This is a genomic window from Mycobacterium montefiorense (genome assembly GCF_025823255.1).
GTDB lineage: Bacteria > Actinomycetota > Actinomycetes > Mycobacteriales > Mycobacteriaceae > Mycobacterium > Mycobacterium montefiorense.
Genome location: NZ_JACKVL010000012.1, coordinates 146616 through 171054, shown reverse-complemented (window position 1 = coordinate 171054; position 24439 = coordinate 146616). Strand labels below are relative to the sequence as shown.

The 24439-nt window shown below is 58.6% G+C and carries 16 protein-coding genes and 2 pseudogenes; 4 read left to right on the top strand and 14 right to left on the bottom strand.

What is annotated here, in order from left to right; genetic code table 11:
* Positions 1 to 20: 20 nt before the first annotated feature.
* On the bottom strand, positions 21 to 584 hold the full coding sequence (locus tag H7K34_RS10430; RefSeq protein ID WP_264061824.1) for a helix-turn-helix domain-containing protein: 564 nt from the start codon (positions 582 to 584) through the stop codon (positions 21 to 23).
* 55 nt (positions 585 to 639) lie between these two features.
* Here H7K34_RS10430 and H7K34_RS10425 point away from each other — a divergent pair.
* Both H7K34_RS10425 and H7K34_RS10420 read left to right on the top strand, forming a co-directional pair.
* Positions 640 to 1862: pseudogene (locus H7K34_RS10425) on the top strand (benzoate/H(+) symporter BenE family transporter).
* 183 nt (positions 1863 to 2045) lie between these two features.
* Entirely contained in the window at positions 2046 to 2621 is a 576-nt protein-coding gene (locus tag H7K34_RS10420; RefSeq protein WP_264061823.1) for a hypothetical protein, read from the top strand.
* 65 nt (positions 2622 to 2686) lie between these two features.
* Here the strand turns inward: H7K34_RS10420 and H7K34_RS10415 are convergent, their stop codons facing one another.
* Positions 2687 to 5647: a type I polyketide synthase gene (locus tag H7K34_RS10415; RefSeq protein ID WP_264061821.1), complete on the bottom strand. Its 2961-nt coding sequence runs from the start codon at positions 5645 to 5647 to the stop codon at positions 2687 to 2689.
* A gap of 6 nt (positions 5648 to 5653) precedes the next feature.
* Positions 5654 to 5905, bottom strand: coding sequence for an acyl carrier protein (locus tag H7K34_RS10410; protein ID WP_264061819.1), 252 nt, complete (start codon positions 5903 to 5905; stop codon positions 5654 to 5656).
* Between the two features lie 816 nt (positions 5906 to 6721).
* Between H7K34_RS10410 and H7K34_RS10405 the strand changes: the two genes are divergently transcribed.
* The gene (locus tag H7K34_RS10405) at positions 6722 to 7126 is read left to right on the top strand and encodes an MmpS family protein (RefSeq protein ID WP_264061817.1); all 405 of its coding nucleotides are present in this window, start codon (positions 6722 to 6724) and stop codon (positions 7124 to 7126) included.
* The gene (locus H7K34_RS10400; protein ID WP_264061816.1) at positions 7123 to 10002 is read left to right on the top strand and encodes an MMPL/RND family transporter; all 2880 of its coding nucleotides are present in this window, start codon (positions 7123 to 7125) and stop codon (positions 10000 to 10002) included. The genes H7K34_RS10405 and H7K34_RS10400 overlap by 4 nt, the downstream gene beginning before the upstream one ends.
* A gap of 315 nt (positions 10003 to 10317) precedes the next feature.
* Here the strand turns inward: H7K34_RS10400 and H7K34_RS10395 are convergent, their stop codons facing one another.
* The 11 genes and pseudogenes from H7K34_RS10395 to H7K34_RS10345 all read right to left on the bottom strand — a co-directional run bounded on the left by H7K34_RS10395 (position 10318) and on the right by H7K34_RS10345 (position 24397).
* Positions 10318 to 12003: an acyl-CoA dehydrogenase family protein gene (locus tag H7K34_RS10395; protein WP_264061815.1), complete on the bottom strand. Its 1686-nt coding sequence runs from the start codon at positions 12001 to 12003 to the stop codon at positions 10318 to 10320.
* Entirely contained in the window at positions 12000 to 13724 is a 1725-nt protein-coding gene (locus tag H7K34_RS10390; protein ID WP_264061814.1) for an acyl-CoA dehydrogenase family protein, read from the bottom strand. The genes H7K34_RS10395 and H7K34_RS10390 overlap by 4 nt, the downstream gene beginning before the upstream one ends.
* Complete coding sequence (locus H7K34_RS10385; protein ID WP_264061812.1) at positions 13721 to 15478, bottom strand: fatty acyl-AMP ligase; 1758 nt, start codon at positions 15476 to 15478, stop codon at positions 13721 to 13723. The genes H7K34_RS10390 and H7K34_RS10385 overlap by 4 nt, the downstream gene beginning before the upstream one ends.
* 58 nt (positions 15479 to 15536) lie before the next feature.
* The gene (locus tag H7K34_RS10380; protein ID WP_264061811.1) at positions 15537 to 17111 is read right to left on the bottom strand and encodes an MFS transporter; all 1575 of its coding nucleotides are present in this window, start codon (positions 17109 to 17111) and stop codon (positions 15537 to 15539) included.
* A 619-nt stretch (positions 17112 to 17730) separates the two neighbouring features.
* A complete protein-coding gene (locus H7K34_RS10375) occupies positions 17731 to 18993 on the bottom strand; it encodes an FAD-dependent monooxygenase (protein WP_264061810.1) in 1263 nt (420 codons plus the stop codon).
* A 68-nt stretch (positions 18994 to 19061) separates the two neighbouring features.
* A pseudogene (locus H7K34_RS10370) lies at positions 19062 to 19780 on the bottom strand (thioesterase II family protein).
* Positions 19777 to 20565, bottom strand: coding sequence for an esterase FrsA (locus H7K34_RS10365; RefSeq protein WP_264061809.1), 789 nt, complete (start codon positions 20563 to 20565; stop codon positions 19777 to 19779). The pseudogene H7K34_RS10370 and the gene H7K34_RS10365 overlap by 4 nt, the downstream one beginning before the upstream one ends.
* A gap of 281 nt (positions 20566 to 20846) precedes the next feature.
* On the bottom strand, positions 20847 to 21563 hold the full coding sequence (locus tag H7K34_RS10360) for a 4'-phosphopantetheinyl transferase family protein (protein ID WP_264061808.1): 717 nt from the start codon (positions 21561 to 21563) through the stop codon (positions 20847 to 20849).
* On the bottom strand, positions 21553 to 22329 hold the full coding sequence (locus H7K34_RS10355; RefSeq protein ID WP_264061807.1) for a 2-oxo acid dehydrogenase subunit E2: 777 nt from the start codon (positions 22327 to 22329) through the stop codon (positions 21553 to 21555). Before H7K34_RS10355 ends, H7K34_RS10360 begins: the two co-directional genes overlap by 11 nt.
* The gene (locus H7K34_RS10350) at positions 22326 to 22547 is read right to left on the bottom strand and encodes an acyl carrier protein (RefSeq protein WP_108920230.1); all 222 of its coding nucleotides are present in this window, start codon (positions 22545 to 22547) and stop codon (positions 22326 to 22328) included. Before H7K34_RS10350 ends, H7K34_RS10355 begins: the two co-directional genes overlap by 4 nt.
* Entirely contained in the window at positions 22544 to 24397 is a 1854-nt protein-coding gene (locus H7K34_RS10345; protein ID WP_264061806.1) for an HAD-IIIC family phosphatase, read from the bottom strand. Before H7K34_RS10345 ends, H7K34_RS10350 begins: the two co-directional genes overlap by 4 nt.
* Between the last annotated feature and the right edge of the window lie 42 nt (positions 24398 to 24439).

Sequence of the window (24439 nt, the reverse complement as noted above, 5' to 3'; positions counted from 1 at the left end):
CCTAAGCAATTTGCTCTTGCCTACCTGGTGCGTTTTCCCGCGCCAGGCTTGCCCGACTCAGATTGGTGCGGTGAGCGGATCACCAGCACGGCATCCACCGGCACGTCATCGAGTGCAGCGTAGGTGTGGGGCACGTCGCTGATCCAGTCGGCCGATGCGCCCGCGGCCAACTCCACCTCCTCACCGGCGCGCCCGACAGCCGCCCTGCCCGCAGTCACGAGCAGGTGCTCGACGACATCGCGTCCGTGTGCGGAGGAACGATGCCGGGCGCCGACGCCAAGCTGCAGACGGTAGATCTCAACGGTGCCGTGCTCACCTTCGGTGACGTCAAGCAGGCTGATGGCGATCCCTTCTGCTGCGACGCGTGTTCCGCGGCGACCGTCAAGCAGTGTCGCTAGCGGCAGCCCCAGCGCGCCGGCGACCGCGTACAGCGTCCCCAGCGTTGGGCTGCGCGCGCCGTTCTCGATCTCCGATAGCGATCCCTTGCCGATGCCCGCCGCTGACGACAGTGCCGCGAGCGAAAACCCGCGGGCCTGGCGCTCAGCGCGCACCCGGGCGCCCACCACGACCGACAGGTCATCCATGGTCTAACCGTAGCCAGAGTTCCATAAACAGAACACCCGAGCTACAGTTCTGTTTATGGAACTCCGCCAGCCGATTCACGCGGGACTAAGCATCGCCCTGGTGGGCTACACGAGCGCGTTCGCCGTCGTTATAGCGGGCCTGCAAGCGGTGGGCGCCAGACCCAAGCAGGCCACTTCGGGGCTGGCGGTGCTGTGCGTCACCATCGGGCTGGGCACGCTGTGGCTGAGCCTGCGGCATCGGATTCCGATCACGCTAGCCTGGTCGACGCCGGGCGCGGCGGTGCTGGTCAGCACCGGAGTGGTGCACGGCGGATGGCCGGCCGCCGTTGGAGCATTCCTGCTCACCGGAGCCCTGGTATTGCTGACCGGCGTCTGGCCGCGGATGGGTGCGTTGATCTCCGCGATCCCGGCGCCGATCGCACAAGCGATGCTCGCCGGTGTCGTGCTGCAACTGTGCCTGACCCCGGTGCGCGGGCTGGCGTCACACCCCTGGCAGGTGACCCCAATCTTGTTGACCTGGCTGGTGTTCGCCAGGTTCGCGACACGATGGGCGGTGCCGGCGGCCTTCGTGGTCACGCTCACGGTGATTGGACTCACTCACCACGCCGGTCTATCGGGACCGGTTCTCCCACAACCGGTCTGGACGACGCCGCAACTAAGCTGGGCCGCCGTCGTTGGCGTTACACTGCCTCTCTACATCGTCACGATGGCCGCCCAGAATGTTCCCGGTGTCGCGATCATGGGTTCCTACGGCTATCAGGTGCCCTGGCGGGAGTCGATGACGGTCACCGGGCTCGGCACGCTAGCCGGCGCCCCTTCGGCGGGCACGCGATCAACCTGGCCGCTATCAGTGCGGCGGTTCCGGCATCCCCTGAAGCACACCGCGATCCGGCACGGCGGTGGCCGGCAGCGACGGCCTTCGGCGCCGGCTATCTCGTGCTGGCCGCGCTGACCACCGCGCTGACCACGCTCGTCGCCGGAGCACCCCCCGAGGTGATCGGCGCGGTCGCCGGCCTCGGGCTGCTCAGCACCCTCGGCTCGTCACTGGCAGCGGCCACGTCCGGCCCGGTCGATCTCGCTGGGCGTGCCCCGGCGGCGATCACATTTGTTGTCGCTGTATCAGGAGTGAGCCTGGCCGGCATCAGCGCTGCGTTTTGGGCGCTGGCGGCGGGCCTGGTAGTGCAGGCCGCGCTACGACCGGCCCGGAACCTGAACGTAGCGGGCACGAGCCCGCGGCCTGCCGAAGCAGCGAATGCGGCGCTCGGCGTCAACGACTGACCAGGCGGCGTCAGCTGGGGTGCCGGCCCGATGCGGAGGAATCCGGCTTGTAGCAGTGACTTATGCTCGTCGGATCAGGCAGCGCCAGCAGTCCAAGCGACTTTGGGCGACCCTTGCCTGATGGGGTCCGGATCGCGATCTGCGGGATCATCACCTCGCCGGTATTGACACCCCGCACTAAACTTGGCCCCCACGGCAGTCGCCGGGCCGATCACCGAGCAGCGGGAGATTCGCGAACGCGTGACCGATTTCCCAGATTCGCTACGAGACAGCGAATTCCCTTGCTATCCAACACTTTTAGAGATTGCACAACGGCGTCACGAGATCGACGTTTGGCAGGCGCTGCAGGTCGGCGGCTATCGATTCACTAAGCCTGGCTTCATCATCAGTCTCCTGGTCTCCACCGTGTTGATGTTTCTCGCGCTGACACCTATCCCGCCGAACTGGCCATGGAACATCCCACTAGTCATCGGGGCTGTTTTCGGGGCGGTGACGACGGTGATCTGTGGCCTTTTGTGGCTCGACACCCCAAAAGCCGCGCCCCGCCCGCAGCGTCTGGTGATCGTGCCGTTCTCACGGGCCGAAAACCTACATCTGATGGCCCGCCAGCCAGTCGAGCCGTATCGGGCGACCTGTGCCTGTCCGGGTTGCGGCGATCTATCCACTCATCTGGTTCGACAACCCGGGCAAGGCGAACCGCAATCGTCGACAGTCACCCGGCATTGCCGGGTATGCGGACGGGAATGGGCGCAGAGTTAGTCGGCGCGCGGTGCCCGCAGCAGCTGGCACGGACGGTCAACGTGCCAGCTGCACAATGCCGACGGTTATCGAGAGGCTGCGCCGGTGACAAGGTTGGTGAGATCCGCAACCGTGGCCAGGCTGGCTTGCAGCGCACCTGGGTCGAGATGCGGTATCGCGAGTTCTGCAGCGATGCGGTCAGCGAACTGCATCGCCTGAACGGAGTCGAAACCTAAATCGTCACGGAGGTCGACTGTCGGATGCAGTGCGTCCTCTTGATGCCCGGTGATCTCGGCGAGCACTCGAATAATAGTGTGGTGGACACTCTCGAGAGCTACCTCGCTTTGTTTACTAACCGGCGCCGCGTGGCCCCTGGCATCGTTGCTACTACTGTGCGTCACCGCGTCGATGTCTTGGACGAACCGCGAATACGCGGTGGTTGCGGCGGACGTGAAGAAGCGCTCGTTGTCCGCGAACGCATAAGATGGAAGGCGACACACCGCGCGGTCGCTTTCCATATACATTGCAGGCCAATTGATTTCCATTCCAGACTGCCATAGCTGTGCGAGGACACCGGCCAGGTCCAGGCCGGTTGCCGCCTTTCCGGGGATTGGTGCCGCACGCACGCTATTCATCGCAACGTCAGTCGTTTTCAGCAGGCCGAGGAGGATTGCCTGTGGGCCGATTTCGATGAGATGGGTCGGCGCTTCTGCTTCAAGCCTCTTTGCGGCAGCATAAAAGTCCACCGCACACAGCAGCTGCTTTCGCCAGTACTCGCCAACCAACATATCCGGGCTGATTACCGTCCCGTCGACGGTTGAGATCATCTTTACACCGGTGCCAGTCTTTGGTTTCGGCGCCACTGCGGCCAATTCATCTGCAATGGGGGTCATGGCCGGTGAGTGAAACGCGTACGAGACGGGGAGCCGACGTGTGCGCACCCCACTTGTGTTCAGCCGATCCTCGATATCGTTGATCTGGTCGGTCGGGCCGGAAAAGACAACATTTGCCCGGCCGTTTATTGCCGCGAGCGAAACCGGACCACCGATGAATTTCATCGCGTCATCAGTTGGAATTTGAGCCGCTAGCATGGCCCCGCCCGCTGGTATCGAACTCATAAGTGCACCGCGCCGTACAACCAGCGCAGCCGCGTCGCCAGGGGAGATCATGCCCGCGGCCACACATGCTGCTATTTCACCGACGCTGTGGCCCAACACAATTTCAGGTCGCACTCCGTGGGCCGCAAAAGTCTGAGTCAGAGCGTATTGCACTGTGAACAGTGCGGGCTGTGCCACGGCGGTGTTGTCAAGGCTGCGCCCCTGGTGGTCTTCTCCACGGTCGATCGCCTGAACCACTGAACCGCCGAAGAAGGGGAACAGTAGCTTGTCTGCATCCTCGAGGGCACTTGCGAATCCCGGGTGGTCGTCGCGCAATGCCATTGCCATCGTCGGGTATTGCGATCCTTGGCCGGTGTATAAGAAACCGATGCGCGGATGCCTACTGCGCGATGAATTCCGGTCATGCTGAGCGAGAAGGCGTTTCGCTATCAAGGCTTTGCTTTGTAAATCGTCTCTTCCCCTTGCGACCAAAGCGATTCGCAACGAGCCCCCAGCTTTAACTTGATTGGTCGAGTAGCAGTAGCGAGGCCATTGTTCGCGGCCGCTGAAGTTCTGCACTAGAACATCTAGGTTGCGATCTACCGCCGCGGCATCGTTTCCTGAGACGGTCAGCACGCCGATCCCGCCCATCCGATCCGGCCGCATCGGGCTCCGTTGCCGCGGAACCGAGCCGACGACGACGTGGACGTTGGAGCCGCCCAATCCGAAACTGCTAACACCTCCGACCGCAGTACCTAGCGGGAGCTTCTCGGGAGTCAATGCCAGTTTCAGCCCGCGATCTGCCAGGGAGAGAGCTGGATTCTCGTCTTCGGAGGCAAGCGAAGGTGGAACTCGTCGATGGTGAATAGAAAGACACGCCTTGATAAATCCAGCGATGCCGGCAGCTCCCTCGGCGTGTCCGATGTTCCCCTTGACTGAACCAATAACCAGGGGGGGCTGGTGGCCACGATCCCGGAATACCGCTCCTAGCGCTTGAACCTCGATCATGTCTCCAAGGGTGGTACCTGTCCCGTGCGCCTCTACGAAGTGGAGATCGGAACTGTCGCATCCTGCGCGACGTAACGCAGAGGTAATGGCAATCTCCTGACCGCGGCGACTTGGCGCGGTGATTCCGTTGCTCCGCCCATCTTGACATGCGAAGCTACCTCGTACGCTCGCATAGGGGGCGGGGGCATCGGCGGGGCGGTCAGCGGAACGACGCAGAATCACCACGCCTACTCCTTCGCCGCGGCCGATACCGCCACCGGACTTTGAAAATGGACGACATCGGCCATCTTTCGCTGAAAGCCCAGCCTGTGCATAGAAAATTGAGAGGGCAGGGGTGAGCATCAAATTGACGCCGGCCACAACAGCCAGGTCGCATTCCTCGTTCCGAAGGGCGGACACTGCAAGATGAACCGCGGTCAACGATGACGAGCATGCGGTATCGACTGACATACTCGGTCCAACAAAATCCAGCGAGTAGGAAACGCGATTGGCGATCATGCAGTAGCCATTGCCGATACCGCATTGTGGCGTGATTCCTGTGTAGTCGGCGAGATGCAGTGTCGCCCAGTCACTCGACATCACACCAACGAACATTCCGGTAGCTGACCCGCGAAGGCGATACGGATCGAGTCCGGCGTCTTCCAGGGCGTGATACGTCGTCTGTAGAACTAAGCGCTGCTGGATATCGGATGCCGCGGCCTCATTCGGTGCAATGTTGAAGAAGCCGAAATCGAATCGCTCAGGATCGTCGATGAATCCGGCATGCCGCGTATTGGTCTTACCTGGAGCCAACTCACCGTCAGCAGTGAATTCATCTGCAGACCAACGCGTTTCCGGGACCATTCGAATCCCGTGCCGACCACGGATCAATAGGTCCCAGAACTCGCCGGTATCAGCCGCTCCAGGGAATCGGCATGCAATGCCGGCGACGTCGATACCCATCTCGACCTAGCTCGCGGCTCGCAGCATCACATCGAGATGATCGGACATAGCGTTCACGGAGGGATAGTCCCAAGCCAGCGTCGGTTCAATCGGGAGGCCGAACGCATCCTCGATCTCACCGCAGATGGTGACCGCGTAAACCGAGTCCAACCCATAGTCGGCCAAACTGCGGTCCCGATCAACGATATCTGGTGTGATCGACAGGTACCCAGCGATTTTCGTTGCGAGCCAATCGTCGATTGCGGCGGGTGCAGACATTGGTATCTCCTCGTGTGATGAAGTACGGGCTAGGAACATGTCGATTAGGACGGATGCGGTGATCGCGGGTCGCGCATCCGCCACCGCAGCTAAGGTGGCGAACTCGGTTGCGTCGTAGGCATTCGCAGTGTCGGCCAACTTTGGGCGACATCACTAGTGGTTTCAGGTTCCGACAGTAAGTATGACATCGATCATAAACGCCTTTCTTAGCAATGGCTTTCGTGAGTTAGCTCTTGGGCTTTCGTGAGTTAGCTCTTGTCTAGGCGCGTCGTCGGAGCCTGCCTTCGCCAGCCTAGATCGTGACTTCACCTCTCCGGTAGGGATAAACACTTGTGTGTTTCCTGCCTAAATTCCTGTGCGTTTCCTGCCCTGTTGCCGCCGGCTGTTGCCAGCGTTTGCCGCACGTGCATGGCGTCGGACCATCAGCCTCGCTGGTATCGGAAGTCGCTTGTAATCGTGGTCGAGGTGGCGGCACTTGACGATCCATGCGAACATCAATCCGGCCGGCAACCTTGCAGCAACGTGTTGAAAGGTCTTGATAACCAACGATTTACGAACTACTTTGTTGGTGATGCGGGCGGCCCATCCGATGAGCTGGCCGGTGTAACCACCGTCGCTGCGGACATGGGTCTTCTAGCGACATCAAACCCGTTCTAAGAGTCTGTCTTGGTGTCCGACCGGTCGACAAGTACCGCTTGGTTTGGCATCTTCTCTGTCGCGACTCTCTGGACAGCTCATAGATTGCGAGGCGTTTGGATGCCGGAAGGCTAACGGGGCATGATATTTTCAGCTGAGCGCGTGATCCGACGTTGGTGAATGCTGCTGGTAGCGGCAGTCGTCGTTTCGCTCGCTGCATTCGCGATACACAGACTCAGTGGCGCCTTCGCTGCCCAGCATCGTCCATCCGCCACCGACGGCATCTCGAACGACATCATTCCCTTCAACCCGAAGCGGATGAAGCTTGAGGTGTTGGGCACGCCGGGCAGTGTCGCGACAATCAACTACCTGGATGCTGACACTCAACTTCAGGAAGTGGTGAACACGGCTCTGCCCTGGTCGTACACGATCAATACCACCGAGCCCGTCGTGATCGGGAATCTGGTTGCGCAGGGTGATGGAAATTTCATCGGATGTCGCATCACGGTCAACGGTGTTGTGAAAGACGAGAGGACGATCAGCAAAGTGAACGGTTACGTCTACTGTCTGGATAAGTCTGGATGAGCGCTTACACATCGTGGCGTTTTTCACTGCCCCGCACGATCCGCCGCTTTTCTGTGCCGATCTTGCTTTTCTGGCTGGCGCTTTCAGTCTTGACGAACATCGCGGTACCGAAACTCGAGGCGGTTGCCGCGGCACACAATGTCGCGCTGATCCCCCCTAATGCACCGTCAATGCAGGCGATGAAACGCATGGGCGAGGTGTTTAAAGAGTTCCATTCAGACAGCGTCGCTATGATTGTTCTGGAGTCTGACCAGCCACTGACCGATAAAGCTCACCTGTTTTACAACGACCTGATTCAAAAGCTGCGCGAGGACACTAAGCACGTTCAGCACGTCCAGGATTTCTGGGGCGATACGCTGACGGCGGCGGGTGCACAAAGCAATGACGCAAAAGCAGCCTACGTGCAGGTTTACCTTGCCGGCAATCAAGGCGAAGCATTGGCGAATGAATCGGTCAACGCGGTGCGCAAGATCGTCTTACACACGCCTGCACCACCAGCGATCAAGGTCTACGTCACTGGTGCGGCACCGCTGATCGCGGACCAGTTCGCGGCTGGGAGTGCGGGCACCGCGAAGGTTACCGTGATAACCGTCCTGGTGATCGCGTTAATGCTACTCTTCGTCTATCGCTCGATAATCACCACAGTTGTCATATTAATGACCGTCATGGTCGAGCTTGCGGCGGCACGGGGAGCCGTTGCATTGCTGGGAAGTAGCGGAATAATTGATCTATCAACGTATGCCACAAATTTGCTCACGTTGTTGGTCATCGCTGCGGGCACTGACTACGTGGTCTTTTTCCTCGGTCGATATCAAGAAGCGCTGAGTTCCCAGTCGCGGGAAAATGCTTTCTATACGATGTTCGATGAAACTGCGCATGTTATCTTCGGATCCGGACTGACCGTGGCTGGCGCGGTATTTTGCTTGACGTTTACCCGACTCCCTTATTTTCACAGCTTCGGTATCCCGGCGGCGGTGGGCGTGGTGGTCGCCCTAATCGCCTCACTCACTTTGACTCCAGCAGTTATCACATTAGGTAGCCGTTTCAGATTGCTTGAGCCTAAGCGTATGGCACGAACTCGGGGATGGCGACGAATCGGCACCGCGGCGGTTCGCTGGCCCGGTCCGATTCTCGTAGTAACTTGTGGGATATCCATTGTTGGCTTGCTCGCTCTGCCCGGATACAAGACAAGTTACGATTCCCGCCGGTATCTGCCAGATACTTCAACCGCCAACATTGGCCATGCGGCGGCGGATCGCCATTTCTCCCAGGCTCGAATGAACCCCGAGTTGCTGATGATCGAAACCGATCATGACATGCGCAATCCCGCCGATATGCTTATCTTGGATAAGATTTCGAAAAGCATCTTTCATCTGCGCAGAATTGCGAAAGTGCAGGCAATTACCAGGCCATTGGGGACGCCTATCGATCACAGTTCGATACCGTTTCAGATCAGTATGCAGGCGATAGACCAGAGTGAGAATCTGAGTTACCAGAGACAACGCGCAGACGACTTACTCAAGCAAGCTAACGAACTCAAGAAGATGATCAGCATCCTGGAGCAACAGTCCTCTTTGCAGCAGAGTCTTGCAGATGCCACTCATTCAGAAGCCGCAAGCTTTCACGATACGATCTCCACAATGAATACTGTCCGTGACAATATTGCGAATTTTGTTGATTTCTTCTTACCGTTCAAAAGCTACTTCTATTGGGAGCGCCACTGCTTCGATATCCCAATCTGTTGGTCGATTAGGTCTATTTGGGACTCGCTCGATGGCATCGATGACCTGAGTGACAAATTTCAACACGCGGTCGCTAGTTTGGATAAGCTGGATTCGATTCAGCCGCAATTGGTGAAGCTGCTGCCGTCGCAGATTGCTAGCCAGATGGTGAATCTTGCGTTGGTGCTGAAAAATTACTCTACAAGTTCCGGTATCAACGCTCAACAGCGCGCCCTGACAGAGAATGCGGCGGCCATGGGAAAAGCATTTGATACTTCCAAAAAAGATGACTCGTTCTACTTGCCGCCCGAGGCCTTTAAAAATCCAGACTTTCTCCGAGGATTGAAACTGTTCCTCTCGCCTGACGGCAGGGCGACACGCATGATTATTACCCACGACGGTGATCCTGCGACTCTTGAAGGCATATCACATATCGAACCTATTCTGAATGCGGCACATGACGCTGTTAAGGGAACCCCATTAGCTAATGCAAAGTTTTACCTAGCTGGCACCGCGGCGACCTATAAAGATATCCACGACATGGCCAAGTATGACTTGATGATTGTCGTGATCGCCGCACTGAGTCTGATCCTGTTGATCATGATATTTATTACCGGCAGTCTAGTTGCCGCGGTCGTTATCGTCGGAACAGTAGCGCTTTCTTTGGGAACGTCGTTCGGACTTTCGGTATTCATCTGGCAGGACATATTCGGAACCCAGCTGTACTGGATTGTGATGGCGTTGGCGATCATCGTGCTATTGGCGGTGGGATCCGACTATAACTTATTGTTGATTTCCCGGTTTAAGAGTGAGCTGCATGCCGGCTTGAACACCGGCATAATTCGTGCAATGGCTGGTACTGGCTCGGTGGTGACCGTGGCTGGGCTCATTTTCGCCGCGACCATGTCATCGTTTATCGTAAGTGACTTGAAAGTCTTAGGTCAGATTGGGACGACCATTGGGCTCGGATTGCTATTCGACACATTAATCGTACGTTCGTTCATGACTCCGTCGATTGCCGCACTGCTCGGACGCTGGTTTTGGTGGCCCAAATTGGTTCGCTCTCGCCCGGCTAGGCCGAATAGTGGCCCCTTGCAAGGGAATCCGGATTCACGCGTGCGGGAGGATTCGAATGCCGAACTTGATGTCGTGTAGCCTCGGCGCGTCCCGAGTTCGCCGCAGGCCGCCGGGGTGTTCTTTCATCTTGGTCAACCCTTCCTGCCAAGGATCAACCAAATCGGTTTCAGGCCAGTCGCACTCGATGGTGCGGGAACACCGCGCCTGCACCTCGCGGGGAATGCACTCATGCCGGACCTACCGGTCGCACCAACCCGCTCGCTAGACGCCCATACGACCAACCCAGCCACCGGCAACAGCGTCACGTCATGAGCATTACCCCGGCTGAACAGGTTGCACCGCTGTAGGTTTTCAGTTCGTGCTGAATCGCAACTAGGTCTAGAGATACACCCCCTAGAGAGCAGGGACAGAGCGCTGAACGGCATATTCATCGAGTAAGAGCGATCGACCGCCCGCAGTGTTGCGCTCAATTCGGTGCATCACGACGTCGACGTCAGTCGGATCAAGGGCTGGACGTCTGCGGCCGTGGGCGTGAATGGCGGAAAGAGCGATCCGCACCCACGCATCGGAGAATTCGGTCCTGCTCCGTTCGCGCGCGGCAAGCGCCGCGCCGGCAACAAATATTTTTGCGTACCGGGCGGCAGCGTCGAAGGCATCGGGTGAAGCGGTGACACCCAGCGACGATGCTGGCAAGGCGGCCACGCCGTTTCGAAGTCTGGCCAATGCGTCGATAGTCTCCGCAACCGCATCGTTCTGTGAGTGACCGTGCGGCAACTGAGCAGCGTGCGGTATTTGCGTCACGATTGGATCAGGACTTCCTGTCCGTAAAGATAGACGTGAGTAATCCAGCGGCGGAAGGGTGCTTGGGGCCGCCGTTCTGGTGGCGGTATCGACATTCTCCCTCAGGAGCTGACGGATCTGGGGCAGCAGCGACAGCAAGCACGAGGTACTTCCTGCGTGCCCGATGCCAAGGGGCGCAAGGTCACGGTAGTGCTTACCGAACAATGCAAAGGGGCCGGTTCGCAGATAAAAGCGGGCGCCGAGCACCACAGCAAGGTGCTCCATCGCGGATTCGAGGAGTATAGGCGCTGCGTATTTGACGGCCGCAGCCTGAGAGCTGGCGTACTCCGGCGCGGTGTGCAGGCAGACCGCGGCGGCGCTAACTGCGGCATCAACTGCCAATAGCAACGATTGAGCAATTGCCAGGTTGGTTCGTGCATGTGGAATTTCAGCAACCCGCCGTTCATACACGATGCGTTGGCTGGCGAATGCGGCCGTCATGTGCAACGAAATGTCCACCGGACCAAGTGCAGCCCCTGCCATTAAGACTCGACTGACTTGGAAAGACTTGAGCGCGATTTCGATTCCGTGTCCCTCGGCACCAATGCGATCCTGTGTGGTGACCGGATGGCCTTCGAATTCGAGACCCGCTAGCTGCGCTCCACATAGTGCCGTCGTGCGAAAGCGGGGCAGTCGGCGCGCGGTGGTCATGTCGGGCGCGTCGGCATTGCCGAGATCGACGAGAAACAGGGAATGGCTGCGGCCAGGAGTGTCAGAAGTACGCGCAAAAACCACGGCACTCGATGCTCGTCCTGCGTTGTTGATGACTTCCTTTCGCCCGTGCAGGCGATACCCGCACGGGTCGGGTACCGCCTGCAGGCTATTGGAAGAAAAGTCGTTGCCGTGGTCGAGTTCGTGGTAGGCGACAGATACTGACTGACTGGCGAGAAGACGGTCGGCCAGCTCCCGTTGTTGAATAGCACTGCCGCTGTGCCACACATTGAGTCCCGCCATGAGCGACGTGACACCATACCCAAGTCCGAGTCCGGCATCACGGGCAAAGACCGGTTGAAGGGTGCGTAGCACTGTCGGGACATCTGAGAAACTACCGCCAAGCTGCGTTGGAACGAAGATCCGTTGCAGCCCAATTTCATTGAGCAAAGCATACGTAGCGTCAGGTGGCAGTCCTTGGCTATCAGCGGTAAGTAAGGCTTCGACGCCATGTGGATTATTAGGACAAAACGGGTCGCCCAGTGCCTCCTCAATCGTGGCATCGGTCGCGACAGTAGCGTTGATCATTCAAAGCCTCCTGTAATGGCGACGGTAAGCAGGCTGAAGCCCTGGTCGGTACTGGCGAGTTGGCGAAGAACAGCGGTGGCCGCCTCGTGATCGGCGGTGGTTCCGGTGGTTGGCGCGTCGAGATTCAGCATGGCAAGGATGCGTGGGAGAGCTAGACGCAGCCACAATGCATCGCCCCACAGGGGGGAGTCGATGGTTCCTGCGTAAGTCAGGTAAACGTGTAACGCCGAAGTTCCAGCGATTACACACGAGAGTCGTTCGGCTAGTGCGAAGTTGGAGTCCGGCATTTCGGTTGGGTTCCAGTGAACCGTGGTGACTTCTTGCAGTATTTGTCGAGCGGCACCGACAAGTTCGATCGATGCGCTGCAGACGTCTTCTGGCGGATTAAGTTCGCAGAGCTGATCAACTGCGTCGGCAAGCATTCGCAGCATCGTCGAGCCGCCGCGGCTAAGCAGTGACAGACGGCTGAGATTCGGCGTCGGTGCCTCGGCGACGATCTTGGCCGACTCAGCGGGTAGGTCTGGCCTATTCATAAACGGGAATTGCATTATCAACGAGGTCAAGTTCACGACCGTGTTTCCATCGAACAGGGAGACAATGCGGTGATCACGCTCTATACGGCTCAGAGGCGGTTCGCCATTCGAACTTGGATCGAGGAACGCGCGAGCACCCATAAAGCCGCGGAGTGAGGCTAGGGCGGATTCCGTTCGGGTCGGAATGAAGTACTTCGCAGCGGGAGCGTGGACTGAAAGTTCCTGAGGCAGTGTATGAATGGAGCGAACCACTGCGATCGCCATTGCTTCGTTGAGTAGGTGGTCGGCAAATGCGTCGGAGAGGATTCGCTGGGCCTGCGGTAGCTCAATGAGAGTCCGGTTATATAGGCGGCGTTCTTCCGCGAACCTCACGGCGTTGTGCAGAGCCCGATCGGTGGCTCCAAGCGAGAGGCTGCAGCACAGTGTACGAGTCAACTGCAGCGCTTTCATCACGTTTTCCAGCCCATGCCCCGGCTTGCTAATGATTGATTGCTCATCCACTGGGAAGTCAACAAATTCAATCCCGGAGATGTCGGCACCGCGGATGCCGTGAGTGAGTTCTTTTGGTAGATGCCGAAATCCAGGATCAGAATCCGACGTCTCCGCAATAGATTTAACTACGAGCACCAGATCGAATCCTCGCGGACCACCACCGGCGGAGGTCCGTGCGATGACTACTATCGCGCCGCCCCGTGTCGCGTTATTAATTAGCCATTTTGAACCGTTCAGTCGGCCGTCCGTTACTTCCACTTCGCCAGCGAGCAGATCGGATCCATGATCACGTTCAGTAAGACCCCAGCTGATCGGAGTGCCTGAACGGACCAGTTCCGAAACCCGTTCGCGCTGTTGCTCATTCGCGCCAACCCACGCAGTCGCCGTGCCCAAGAAGGTTTTGCCGTGCGCAACGGCCAGGGTGATACTCCGGCGGGCGAGCGTCCGGATCAGCCAGAACGGCTCGAGATAGTCCGTAAGCCGCCCCCCGTCTGCATCTGGTACGTAGAAGTCGGCGATGCCGAGGCGATTCAACAAATCGATAGCGTGACTGGGGAACTCGTCAGACCGATCCTGCGCGCCGAGGACATCGAAGCCCATGAGATTCTCAGGATCACGAGGATTACCGAGCGCGGCTTCGAGGTCGTCCAATATGTCGAAGCGCAGGTACTGTGATTTTTCGGAGCGAGGGGTCACCGGATTTCCTTCTTGACCGGCGTATTCGAGCTTTCGGCAACCGGAACAGCGGAGATCGCAGATAGCTGGCCGGTCTCATACATCTCGCGCATGTAATTCCGACGGACCTTCCCGCTTGTGGTCCGGGCAACTCCCCCGCGCGGCAGCAGAACAAGATCGGCAAGTGAGGTCGAGAACTCGTTGAATATGGCGGAGCGGACCGTCGTTGCGACCTCTTCCAATGTGAGGTTCCCAAGGTGCTCAGGACGGACCTCGTGAATCAGCACCAGCCGCTCCGGGTTTCCTACCGCGAACGCTGCACCGACTCCGTAAGTGAGGGCTGGAACAGCCGCCCGGGCGGCGGCCTCGATGTCATGGGCGTAGAGGTTGCGCCCGTTGAGTACTACACATTCCTTAATGCGCCCAGTGATGAAGAGGTCACCGTCGACCATTGCCCCGAGATCACCGGTGCGCAACCAACCGTTGGCGCCGCTTGTTGAAGTAGCGTTGAACGTCGCTGCGGATTGTTCCGGCATGTTCCAGTAGCCGGCGGCGACGCTGTCTCCGCGTACCCAGACCTCGCCGATTTCCCCGTCAGCGAGACGCGAGCCGATTTTGTCCATTACGGCTATCTCAAGACTTTGCGAGTGTCCGCTGGCCACCAGCACGCGCGAATGTGGGGTTCCGTCCGCTACGACAACGAGTCGGTTACCGGCGAGTGCGTCAGCCTCGACCGTCACACAAGTCATCGGGGTAGCTGGTGAAGTACCGGTAACGAACAGCGTTGCCTCAGCCAGGCCGTAGACCGGCATCACGGCGTTGGGGGCCAGACCGTAAGGTGCCAGCAGAGTAGAGAATCGCGTGATCGAGTCCCCTTGAATCGGCTCCGATCCGTTAAGAATTGACCCCACCGATGACAGGTCAATGCCCGCGAGTTCGTCTGGGGTGCAACGCCGCACGACTAGATCGAAGGCGAAGTTCGGTGCGACGGACATCGTACTGCGATAGGCAGACATCGCACGAAGCCACTGAATCGGGTGCTTGATGAACGTTAAGGGAGACAGAAAGCTCGAGACACCTCCGACGAATAGGGGGTGCAACACCATCCCAATCAGCCCCATGTCATGGAACTGCGGTAGCCAGCCGACCACCGACAGTCCGTCATCGGAATTGATAGCACTTTTGATCTCAATCTCGTTGTGCACCAGGTTCCTGTGAGTCACGATGACTCCCTTTGGGCAGCTGGTTGATCCAGATGTGTATTGAAGGAAGGCCGGATCCGACGGAGCGACTTGGGTAGGGACAAAGTCGGGTGACCCGTTGGTAGCGATTGTGTCCGTTGCACAGGTAGTGACGGGAGCGGGCAGCGTGTTCGCCCACGCGGCGACGAGGGGGGCAATCGACGACTCAGTCAGGACTACTTGCGCACCGGAATCGGCGACGATTCCTGCCAGCCGGTCCTGCGCCTTGTCGCGGCCGTCAGGTAGCGGAGCTGGCACTGCGATGGTTCCGGACGCTAGACAGCCGAGGAAAGCTGCGACGAATGGGAGTCCCGGGGGATACAGCAGGAGAGCTCGATCACCGACGTTTAGTGTCTTACGCAGGTGTGCGGCGACCGCGCAGCTGTACACGATGAGGTCCTGATAAGACCATTCATTCGCCTCGCCATCCAAACTGCCTTCAGTTAGATATCTCAACGCGGTTCGATTTGGATGAATCTCTGCCCAAGACTTGACCGTGTGGAAATAATCGATAAAGCGTATGGTTTCCATCATGCCACCAAATTGATAGTAGTTGCGTTTTCTCTGATACGAATTACTGTGGCGATGCGACCTAATTGCGTCTTAAATGACGCCCATTCCTTGCGCTTGTGCCTCCGGGAGCAATGGCCGTTACCTGCTCTACCGGTTTGTGTGACGATGAATCTCTTTCCGAATCATCAATCGCAGATGTCAACCGCTTCCGAAAGATCGAATGACCCGTTGCTTTTGCTTTTTTATACGAATTAAGATTGGGCAATCGGGGCGATCCGCCCCGCGCGATGAAAATCGTTGAAACTAAGCCTACGGTCAACAATGCGAATGGAAGATACATGGAGCCGGCGAGAGCGGCGCTGAATGATTGCTTGGCACCGATAGGTACACCGTGGCCTTGTACAACGTTAGTCATAGTGCTACTCGGTCCGAGCCCGTGCGAGAGCATTTGGCTGGATAAAATTACGGCAATGGCAGAGCTGCCGATGACTGCACCGAGCTGGCGGATTGCATTGTAGACTCCGGCCCCGGCGCCCGCCTGGTACTCGGGGAGGTTAACTGTGGCAGTGGTGGCCAGGGGGGCCCAAATACAAGCGTTGGCTATCCCGAAGATCGCTGAAACTAGTACGAATACTTGGATTGGTGGAGTCAATGTCATAAGTATCGCGAAGCCGCAGATCGACAATGCAAACACGGCAAATCCGAAAGTTGGTATAACCCCTAGCCGAATGCGGTCATTGAGTTTGCTGACAATCGGAGTGAACAATAGACTTGAAATTGCCATCGGCACGAACACTAATACTGCGCGAGTCGGCACCATATCTCTCGCTACTTCCAGATAGAAGTAGGTCGGCACCATTAAAGCGGCGACGCTGGCGCTAATGGAAGCAGTTGCCAGGGTTGCGAGCGAGAAATTTCGATTCCGGAACAGCTCTACAGGCATCAGCGGTTCGCCTGGGTGAGTTCGTTGTTGCCGAACAAACAGAGCTAGTAACGCAATCCCTGCGGCGATCATCCCCAAAATCCAGTTGGCCCAATCATGTTGTGGACCCTCTTGGACGCCGAAGACAAGGCCAAACATGCCCAGGCCGCTGAGAACCACACCAATGGTGTCGAATCGGTGCTTATGGGTGGGCAGGGTTGGAATAAACCGTATCGCTAGAACCAGGCCCACAACCCCCACTGGCACGTTGACGAAAAAGATCCATTGCCAGCCCGGACCGCCGACCAGCACGCCGCCGATCAGTGGTCCGAGCAGGTTGGCCAGCCCGGCGGTCGCCCCCCATAGACTCATCGCGGCGCCGCGTTGCTCGGTTGGAAAGGTGCGGGTAATCACCGCCATTGTCTGGGGCGTTACGAGTGCGGCTCCGACGCCTTGCACTGCCCGGGCCGCGATGAGCATCTCGATAGATGTAGAGAGGCCACACGCCAATGAAGCACCGCTAAACATCGCCAAGCCAATGATGTAGAGATTTTTTGGTCCGAAGTGGTCTCCAATCCGCCCTGCTACCAGTAGCGGAATCGCAAAGGTCAACAAGTAAGCGCTGGTCACCCAGATCACCTGAGATACACCGGCATTGAAGTGCTTCATGATCGCTGGATTGGCGACAGCGACTATCGTCATATCCAAAATAATCATGAAGAAGCCAACCACTAGTGCGCCCAGTGACGGCCATGGATTGTAGTTCCTCACAACAGACTTACCTCACTGTCATGTCGTCTCACGCAACCGCGGATCGTCTAAACATGTTGGACGAGAGGGTGATTACGATAAGAGACATTACCAGGAGATCCTGGTTACCGAAACCTCCAGGCGTGCAACGGATGTCACGCGCAGCCAGGAACCCCTCGGCGCCGAGGCAGCCACGAGCGAACGGCAGGCCCGGCTCGCATTTTCGCCAACGAAGGCTCATTCGTGCCAGGCCGTCGTGCGTGATGACCTCTCCAACAATGGATTTGAATCGCGTCAGTGATCCGCAGTCAATTCCCAACCTTGGGGCGATCGGCAGCGTGGTGGTCGTTGGATGCTTCGGGGAGGTGCGCTATCCGAGAGTTTTGTGAGGTCGAGTGTCAAGGTTGGGTGATAGCAGCGATCTCGTCAGCGTTCCAGCCGAACAGATCTGTGCATTTCAGAACGTGTTGATGCAAAAGGACTTTGGCAATTTGCTGTTCGATCCGACTGTCGCCCCGGTGACAGCGTAGCCGTTAGCCCTGTTGACGTGACGCCCCAGTCTGCACCGACTATTCGGGATCAGGCCACTCCACGCAATACATCATGAAGGCTCATCCGCCGTCGATGAGGCTCGCTTTCTACAACGTTCAAGAGCCTTGGATGCAGGATTCGAGGGATCCTGCAGGCCGTAGTACACCGGGCGCCAAATTCTGCGTTGCAGCGGCGGTACCAGATCGACAACCCGATACAGCAGGCGTCGTAGGAGAGCACCCATACCACTTAGCTCGAACAAACGTTCCTGCCGAAGCTGCACGGCTCGGGAGGCGGTTACATCTGGCCGTCTCAGGTCAGCGAATCGTCTTGTAGCAGCATCCAATTCGGCTTTCGAATCCGTATCGACAAGCCGGACCTGATCAGCCAACACCAGCGCGTCGACAACCGCATTGTTAACCCCCTGCGCCAATATTGGGGTGATCGCATGTGCAGCATCACCGATCAAGACCAGGCCGGGCTGCGTCCATTCGGCGGAGACGGTCGTAAAGATGTCCAGCATGGACGTGTCCTTCCAGCCTGTTACCTCGGTTCGCAGCACCTCCTCCAATTCAGGAACCGCTGACGCGATCCTGTCGATAAACGAGGCAAACCCGCGGTCTCGCACATCGCGTAGACCTCCCTTTGGAATATTCACGCCGAGCCGTACCATGTCCGGCACCGTCGGAATACACACCAGGTGATCCGATCGCGTGATTCGTACGTGGTAGCGATCGGAATCCCAGCTGTTCGGTGCGCTCACCTTCATCCACAGGAAATCCCGTGCCAGCACCTGTTTCTCGTACGAAAACCCGGCAAGGTCTCGCATAGCGCTGTACCGGCCATCAGCCCCGATGACAAGGCGCGAGGCCAGCGTGTGCTCCTGCCCGCCACTGTGATAGCGCACTCCACAGACCCGCCCGCTTGCGCGTTCCAACCCCACAACCTTTGCGCCGAAACGCACGTCGACTGTGCCGTACTGTTCGGCACTTGCCTGCATCGCAGCCAACAAACTGTCCTGCGGGATCTCGGCGGGAAGTTCCAGCCCTGGCAGCAACCGTTCGAAATCGACAGTCAGAACGCGGGAGCCGCCGTCGGTGATGGTTGTACCGCGCACCGACCGTATGCGGTCCTCCGGGACGTAGTCGAGGACACCCAGCTTGGCAAGGATGCGTACTGAGTCTGGAGAAATTGACTCGCCCCGAAATGTTCGACTGAAGCCCTTCGCTTTCTCTAGCACCACTACACGGAATCCGGCGCTACCGAGCAATCCGGCCAAGAGCATTCCAGCCGGTCCAGCACCCACGATTAGGAACGTGTCGTCGTCACTCATTAGGTCACCAGCCTCATATCCTTCTTGAGTCGGATTGAATGATTCAGCTAAAGATCTGCTATCCGGGATTAGGTCAATCCCGGTTGCGCTTCGTCTACGGCAGCCCGCGCTAATGCGAATGTCCGTTCGCAGAGCTGCTGAGGGTCGGCGTCGAAGAAGTGCCCGCCCGACTGGTACTCAATGCTGACCCGAGTTCCCATGTCGGACCAGCCCTCGATCTGGTCGCCCGAGACCAGGCGATCGTCTCGTGCCCCGATGACATAGATCGGAATGTTGAGCGAATCATCAGTGTGGTCATGGCGGTACTGGTGGCACATCCGCAGGTCGTCGCGAACGATTGGGAGCATGGGATACAGCCACTCAGCGCGGTCGGTCAGGGCAGCAGGGATGCCGCCGATTTGCTCGAGCAGCGCTATCAGCTCGGCATCGTCCATGTGGTCGATATCCACCGAGGGTCGCAACCGAGGACACCAGCTCGCCGCAACGATCAGTGCTGCAGGGTTTGCGTACTCGCTTGTAGCGTTCAGCCGACGTGCGAGCAAATATGCGAGCAGGCCCCCATGCTGTGCCCGTACAGCACGTGCGACTTCCGCAGTGTGGTCGCATGTTTCGTCAGGAGATGCTCGACGAGCGCGGTCGCAGATGTGGAGCTTCTGCGGCCGGTGATCGGCCGTGTCGTCGGTAGCGATATTGGAATGATTTCGATGTCTGGCGCATCGACCTTCCGCCATGACAGGAAGGATGCTCCGCTGCCCCCGGCGTGGTGAAAGCAAAGTAAAGGAATCATGTCAAAGGCCTTTCAGATCTACGAAGCCGCAGCGCGGCGTGCGTGATAAAGCTGACGATCGGTCGGCGCGGGACGATGAACTCGGCAAGTGCGCCGATGGTTAGTAGTCGTGTGTCCAGAAGATGACACGGGGAGCCGTGTACGTCATCGAATGCAACGATCCGTGCTTTGGGCGCTGCGGATCGCAGTAGAACAAGGTCGGCGACCGGCACGATCTCATCCCGCAGACTTGCTATTGCCGTCACCGGCACCTTGACTGCCGCGAGTTGATCTGCGGTGAGTGCGAATTTGACGAGAGTGTCCGCAAGAGTCTCCGCGGTTGTACGTGTCGTTACGACAAGCGCGTCCTTAGTTGTCTGGGGAACCTGGTCCCACCACTGTCGGTCGGTGAAGAAGTTGCGGATCGGCGGCCCCACAGACAAGATGCTGCCGATCCGGGGGTCGTCGCCGGAGGCACGCAGCGCTATGGTGCCACCAAAACTCAATGCCAGTGCGAATGCTGACTCGAACCGTTGCAGGCTTGCAGCAGCATCTAGCACGGTGCTGAAGCGTTGGGCGGTATCGGCGTTGTAGGTTGTGGTGTTCTCGCCCACCCCGGGAAACTCGGTGAGTAGAACCGCCATGGACCAGCGACGGCCCAGCTCAAGGAGCGAGAGCCACTGCTCCTTGATGCTTACGATGCCGCCACAGACCACCAGAAGTCGTGGATTCGCAACGACATCCGGCGCGGGGAGGTGCCACGCCGCCCAGCCATCGACCTCGATTCGTGTTACGCCGCGCTGCACGGCTAGGTCGCCGGCGAGGCTGATACACCGCTGCAGGGCCGCGTGACCGTCTGGAGTATGTGGGAAGGGGAAACGTGCGAGGTTGAAGCGAGCAATTGCGCCGGTTCGGTCACCGCGGACCCTGTATCGCTCCCCCTCCCGGGACCATACTGTCGACCATCCCGCTGGACCGTCCTCGAGCGAGGTGATTCGGCTCAATACCCGCGTTGTCTCGGCAGTCGCCAAGCCTTGCGCGCGACTGTGCAGCCGTACAAGATTCGCTCGTTCCTCCAGGCTGTGCACTATTTCACCTCGGTTGCAATCGCTACCTGGTGTCCTGCATCGGCCATGTCGTGTACCCGCCACTGCTGCCCTCGGCTGTCGGCAACGACGCCACGTGCAAACTCGACATGCAATGACGGGAACGGCGTCGACAGCCCCGTCCCCATCGCCTTGGTGGTCGCTTCCTTCCAGGTCCACAGCCTCAGCAACATTCGCTGCCGATCGCGTCGCGACAGGTCGAGATATTCACTCAGTTCGTCTGGATGGCATATCGCCTCCGCGAATCCACCGTGGTCGAGATTGCGGTGGCTCGATTCGACATCGACGCCTACTCTTCCGCGCGTGCTGATTGCCATCACTACGGTGTCTCCGGTGTGCGAGAGGTTTGCATCGACCACCCGATACGGCCGTGCTCCACATAGGGATGCGAGCCGCGGGGCACAAAATTCAGGTCTGCCGAAAGCACCCCGGCGAAGTTCGATATCTTCGATTCCGATTTCGGCGACGCTTGCCACCATCGCCTTGGCGAAATAACGGGTTGCGGCGAAACGAGCTCTGAATCGGTCAGAACGGGCGTTTCGCCACCGCGGATAGTCGCAGTCGAGTAGTCCTGCCATCGCGCGATAGGAAACAGGTTCGGCAGTCCACTGGGTGATGACGGCGCGTGCGACGAACACGCCGTTTGTGATCTCCGACAGATAGTCCCTCCCTTGGAGGGAAGGCGTCTCATTGATCACAAGTACCGCCGGCGTGCAGGATTCCGGCTAGAGCGGTCAGCACCTCTGCAGCCATCGCACCATCGAGTGCACGATGGTCGAAGGTGAGGTTCAAAGGCATCGTTGGACGGGCGGCGAGAACGTACTCTCCCGCCGTGCCCGGCACGCACACCGGACGGTGCCGGACCGCGCCCAGCCCGATCGTGATCGCTGTTCCACCGTGTGAGTGAAAAGCTGCTACGTCCGCATGCCCCAAATTGGTCAGGGCGACCGTTCCCAACACTGCAGATCGCTTCGAGAGGCGGGTAGCCAAGGCGAATGCCAGACAGCCGAGCGCTGGAGGTAATCGGTCAAGCAGACGGGAACCGGCGAGATCGTCGAGGTCGGCGGCCGGCGTGTTTCGAAGCCGGTCGATCATGTCCTGAACCCTGTTTAAGTCCAGTGAGGCCACATCCGGCAGCACGGCTGACGCGACGTGCCGGATGCTTCGATCCGTCTTGTCGAGGGTCAGCTTTACGTTCACAGACTCGTACCAAATGATCCGCGGCATTAACCAAGATCCGCCGAAAGCAACATTCGCGTCAGGATGTCGACGCAGCGTTTCTCCCAGGGCTGCGACTACATAAGTGACGTATGAGTAACGTCGTGACGCCGTCTCGCGCCTGTCGACCAGCGCAGAGACATCCACTTCGGTCGATAGGTGGACCGGTGCCGCCGAACGGATTCCGCGCAAAAACGGAAGTGTATGCCTGCGGCGCACCGGAACCGCGGTGATGGCCGCATTCATGGTGCTATGGCTTGACGAATATCGTCGAGGCACGCGGGGTCGAGCAGCGCCGACACCGGAACCGATTTGCCGGTTCTTCGCTCAATCGCAGTGACCAGCTTGAGTAAGTAAACCGAGTCCCAATCGGGAAGGTCGTCGAGTGGTGTGGTGAGGTGAGCGACCTCGATGTCGATGCTGATTTCGTCGACGACAAGTTCGTGAAAATCCAAGGCATTCACAGTATCTCCTGAGAAATATTCACCGTTAGATGAGAAGCGGGGTCGAGGACCGTGGACAAACTGCGATGAAAGGTCGTGACAGCGCCAACACGGTCAAGATTGTTCGCACTGGCCGCATCAGCAACGAAGCCAGAACAGCTAAAGAAGTCAACCGCGCGTTTATTCTTCGCGGTTCGGACAAATGTTCCCACCGCGCTACACGCACCGCGACCAATGCTTTCTTCGATCACTGCGTGCAAGGCGGCAACCTCGATTCCTCTACCAAGGACGCGGCATGACATAACGAAGTTCATAATTTTCAGACGATCATGGTCAATCTCTGCGAACAGTGCCGCCACCAGACCGTGATCACTGAACTTATCGCTGCAGCGAACGGTCTTCACTATTGATTGTGGCCGCGCCAGAAGGTCTTTCACCGCATCTGGATCCAGGCGGATTGTTGTCAAGTTGTACTGGTTGGTGCGGAGTGTGAGCTGCGAGAGCCGGTCGATATCCTCATGGCCCGCGGGCGCAATCGTTACTTCGGTCTCGAGTCCGGCGAGATAGTCGTCGACGGAGGATAGGGACTGGCGGAAGTTGACTCGTTCGGCCTCCGCACGGTAGCGCTGGGACCGTTGCCTGTCGTCATCGGTTAGCCGCAGCGAAGTGAATGCACCGTCGCGAAGCAGGTTCGGCAATGTCCGCGCTGGGTCGACGACATCGGCTGCCACCGTACGGATTTGAGGATGGCTGGTGAGGACCGCGCCCCGTTCGGACGCGTTGTCGTCGACAAAGACCAGTGACTCGAGTCCGACGTTGAGGATCTCTGCGATTCGCGCAATGTTGTCCGGTTTCGGGTGCCAGTTCGCGACGATGACAGCGAAGTCCTCTACTCCTACCCGCACACCAGGATGGTCGGTGAGCGCGCTTTGGACGGCCTCGTAGTCGTTCTTGGACGCGATGGCAAGTACAACGCCCTGCGATGAGAGTTGTCGCGCTGCGTCCTGTAGGGCTGCGAATGCCTCCCCGGTACGTCCCTCCCCACTCACCACACCGAGCGGTCCGTCATCCGCTAGGACACCTCCCCAAATAGTCCCATCCAGGTCGAGAACTAAACATTTCGAAGTGCAACCAAGTGATGCGGCGACCACCGCTGCGACCTGCCGGGCATAGCTCAACAACACGATTTCGGTGAAATAGGACCGGGCATACGCGGCGAGGCGCGGATCAGTTGCCGTTCCGGGCGCATACGCTGCCAGCTGGTTCATGTCGACGACAACAACTCCGGCGACCGAAGTACCAACTTCCAGCAGGCGCAGGTTCGCGCTATTCCACGCGATGGCGAGTCGTGCTCTGGAGGGAATATCGAGGAGGAGCAAAGACTTCTCCATCGGCAGCAGTAGCGTCGGCACCACGATCGGCGTGCTGGATCGCGCACGAAAAGAATTGATTGCCGAGATGAGCTCATCGACAAACGCATTGATCCCGGCGACCGCCGTCTCGACTGTGAATGGGACCGGAGAGTAGCGGAACGCCGCCTCCCCGTCGGGCAGCAAGATGACAGCAGTCGGATCATCATGCAGCATCTGGCAATTCGGATCGAGGAGTTCTGCGATCATTCCACCAAAGTCGCCGAACTCGATCTGCGCAGCGATTCCTCGGGCCGCCAGAGCACCAAGAAGTGGCGCCTCCAGTAGGCCGAGGGTCGACGTGCCGATCACCGCAATCCGTGCAGCAGGAACAGACGTCGGAATATCTGTCAGGCTGAGATGCTTGAGGACCACTCCGGTTCGGAGCAGCGTGTCATCGTCAGCGTCCGTCAACAGCGAAGCAATTTCGGTGAACGACGATGCGAGGGCTTGACGCCCCACTACGGGAGGTGAATTTCGAAGGGCCCGTGCAATAGCCACTGG

Excerpts from the sequence above, each read along its gene's own strand:
- H7K34_RS10430 (WP_264061824.1), bottom strand. The coding sequence starts at position 584 with ATGGATGACCTGTCGGTCGTGGTGGGCGCCCGGGTGCGCGCTGAGCGC.
- H7K34_RS10410 (WP_264061819.1), bottom strand. The coding sequence starts at position 5,905 with ATGTCTGCACCCGCCGCAATCGACGATTGGCTCGCAACGAAAATCGCT.
- H7K34_RS10415 (WP_264061821.1), bottom strand. The coding sequence starts at position 5,647 with ATGGGTATCGACGTCGCCGGCATTGCATGCCGATTCCCTGGAGCGGCT.
- H7K34_RS10400 (WP_264061816.1), top strand. The coding sequence starts at position 7,123 with ATGAGCGCTTACACATCGTGGCGTTTTTCACTGCCCCGCACGATCCGC.
- H7K34_RS10375 (WP_264061810.1), bottom strand. The coding sequence starts at position 18,993 with ATGAGTGACGACGACACGTTCCTAATCGTGGGTGCTGGACCGGCTGGA.
- H7K34_RS10355 (WP_264061807.1), bottom strand. The coding sequence starts at position 22,329 with ATGAATGCGGCCATCACCGCGGTTCCGGTGCGCCGCAGGCATACACTT.
- H7K34_RS10385 (WP_264061812.1), bottom strand. The coding sequence starts at position 15,478 with ATGATGGAAACCATACGCTTTATCGATTATTTCCACACGGTCAAGTCT.
- H7K34_RS10395 (WP_264061815.1), bottom strand. The coding sequence starts at position 12,003 with ATGATCAACGCTACTGTCGCGACCGATGCCACGATTGAGGAGGCACTG.
- H7K34_RS10405 (WP_264061817.1), top strand. The coding sequence starts at position 6,722 with ATGCTGCTGGTAGCGGCAGTCGTCGTTTCGCTCGCTGCATTCGCGATA.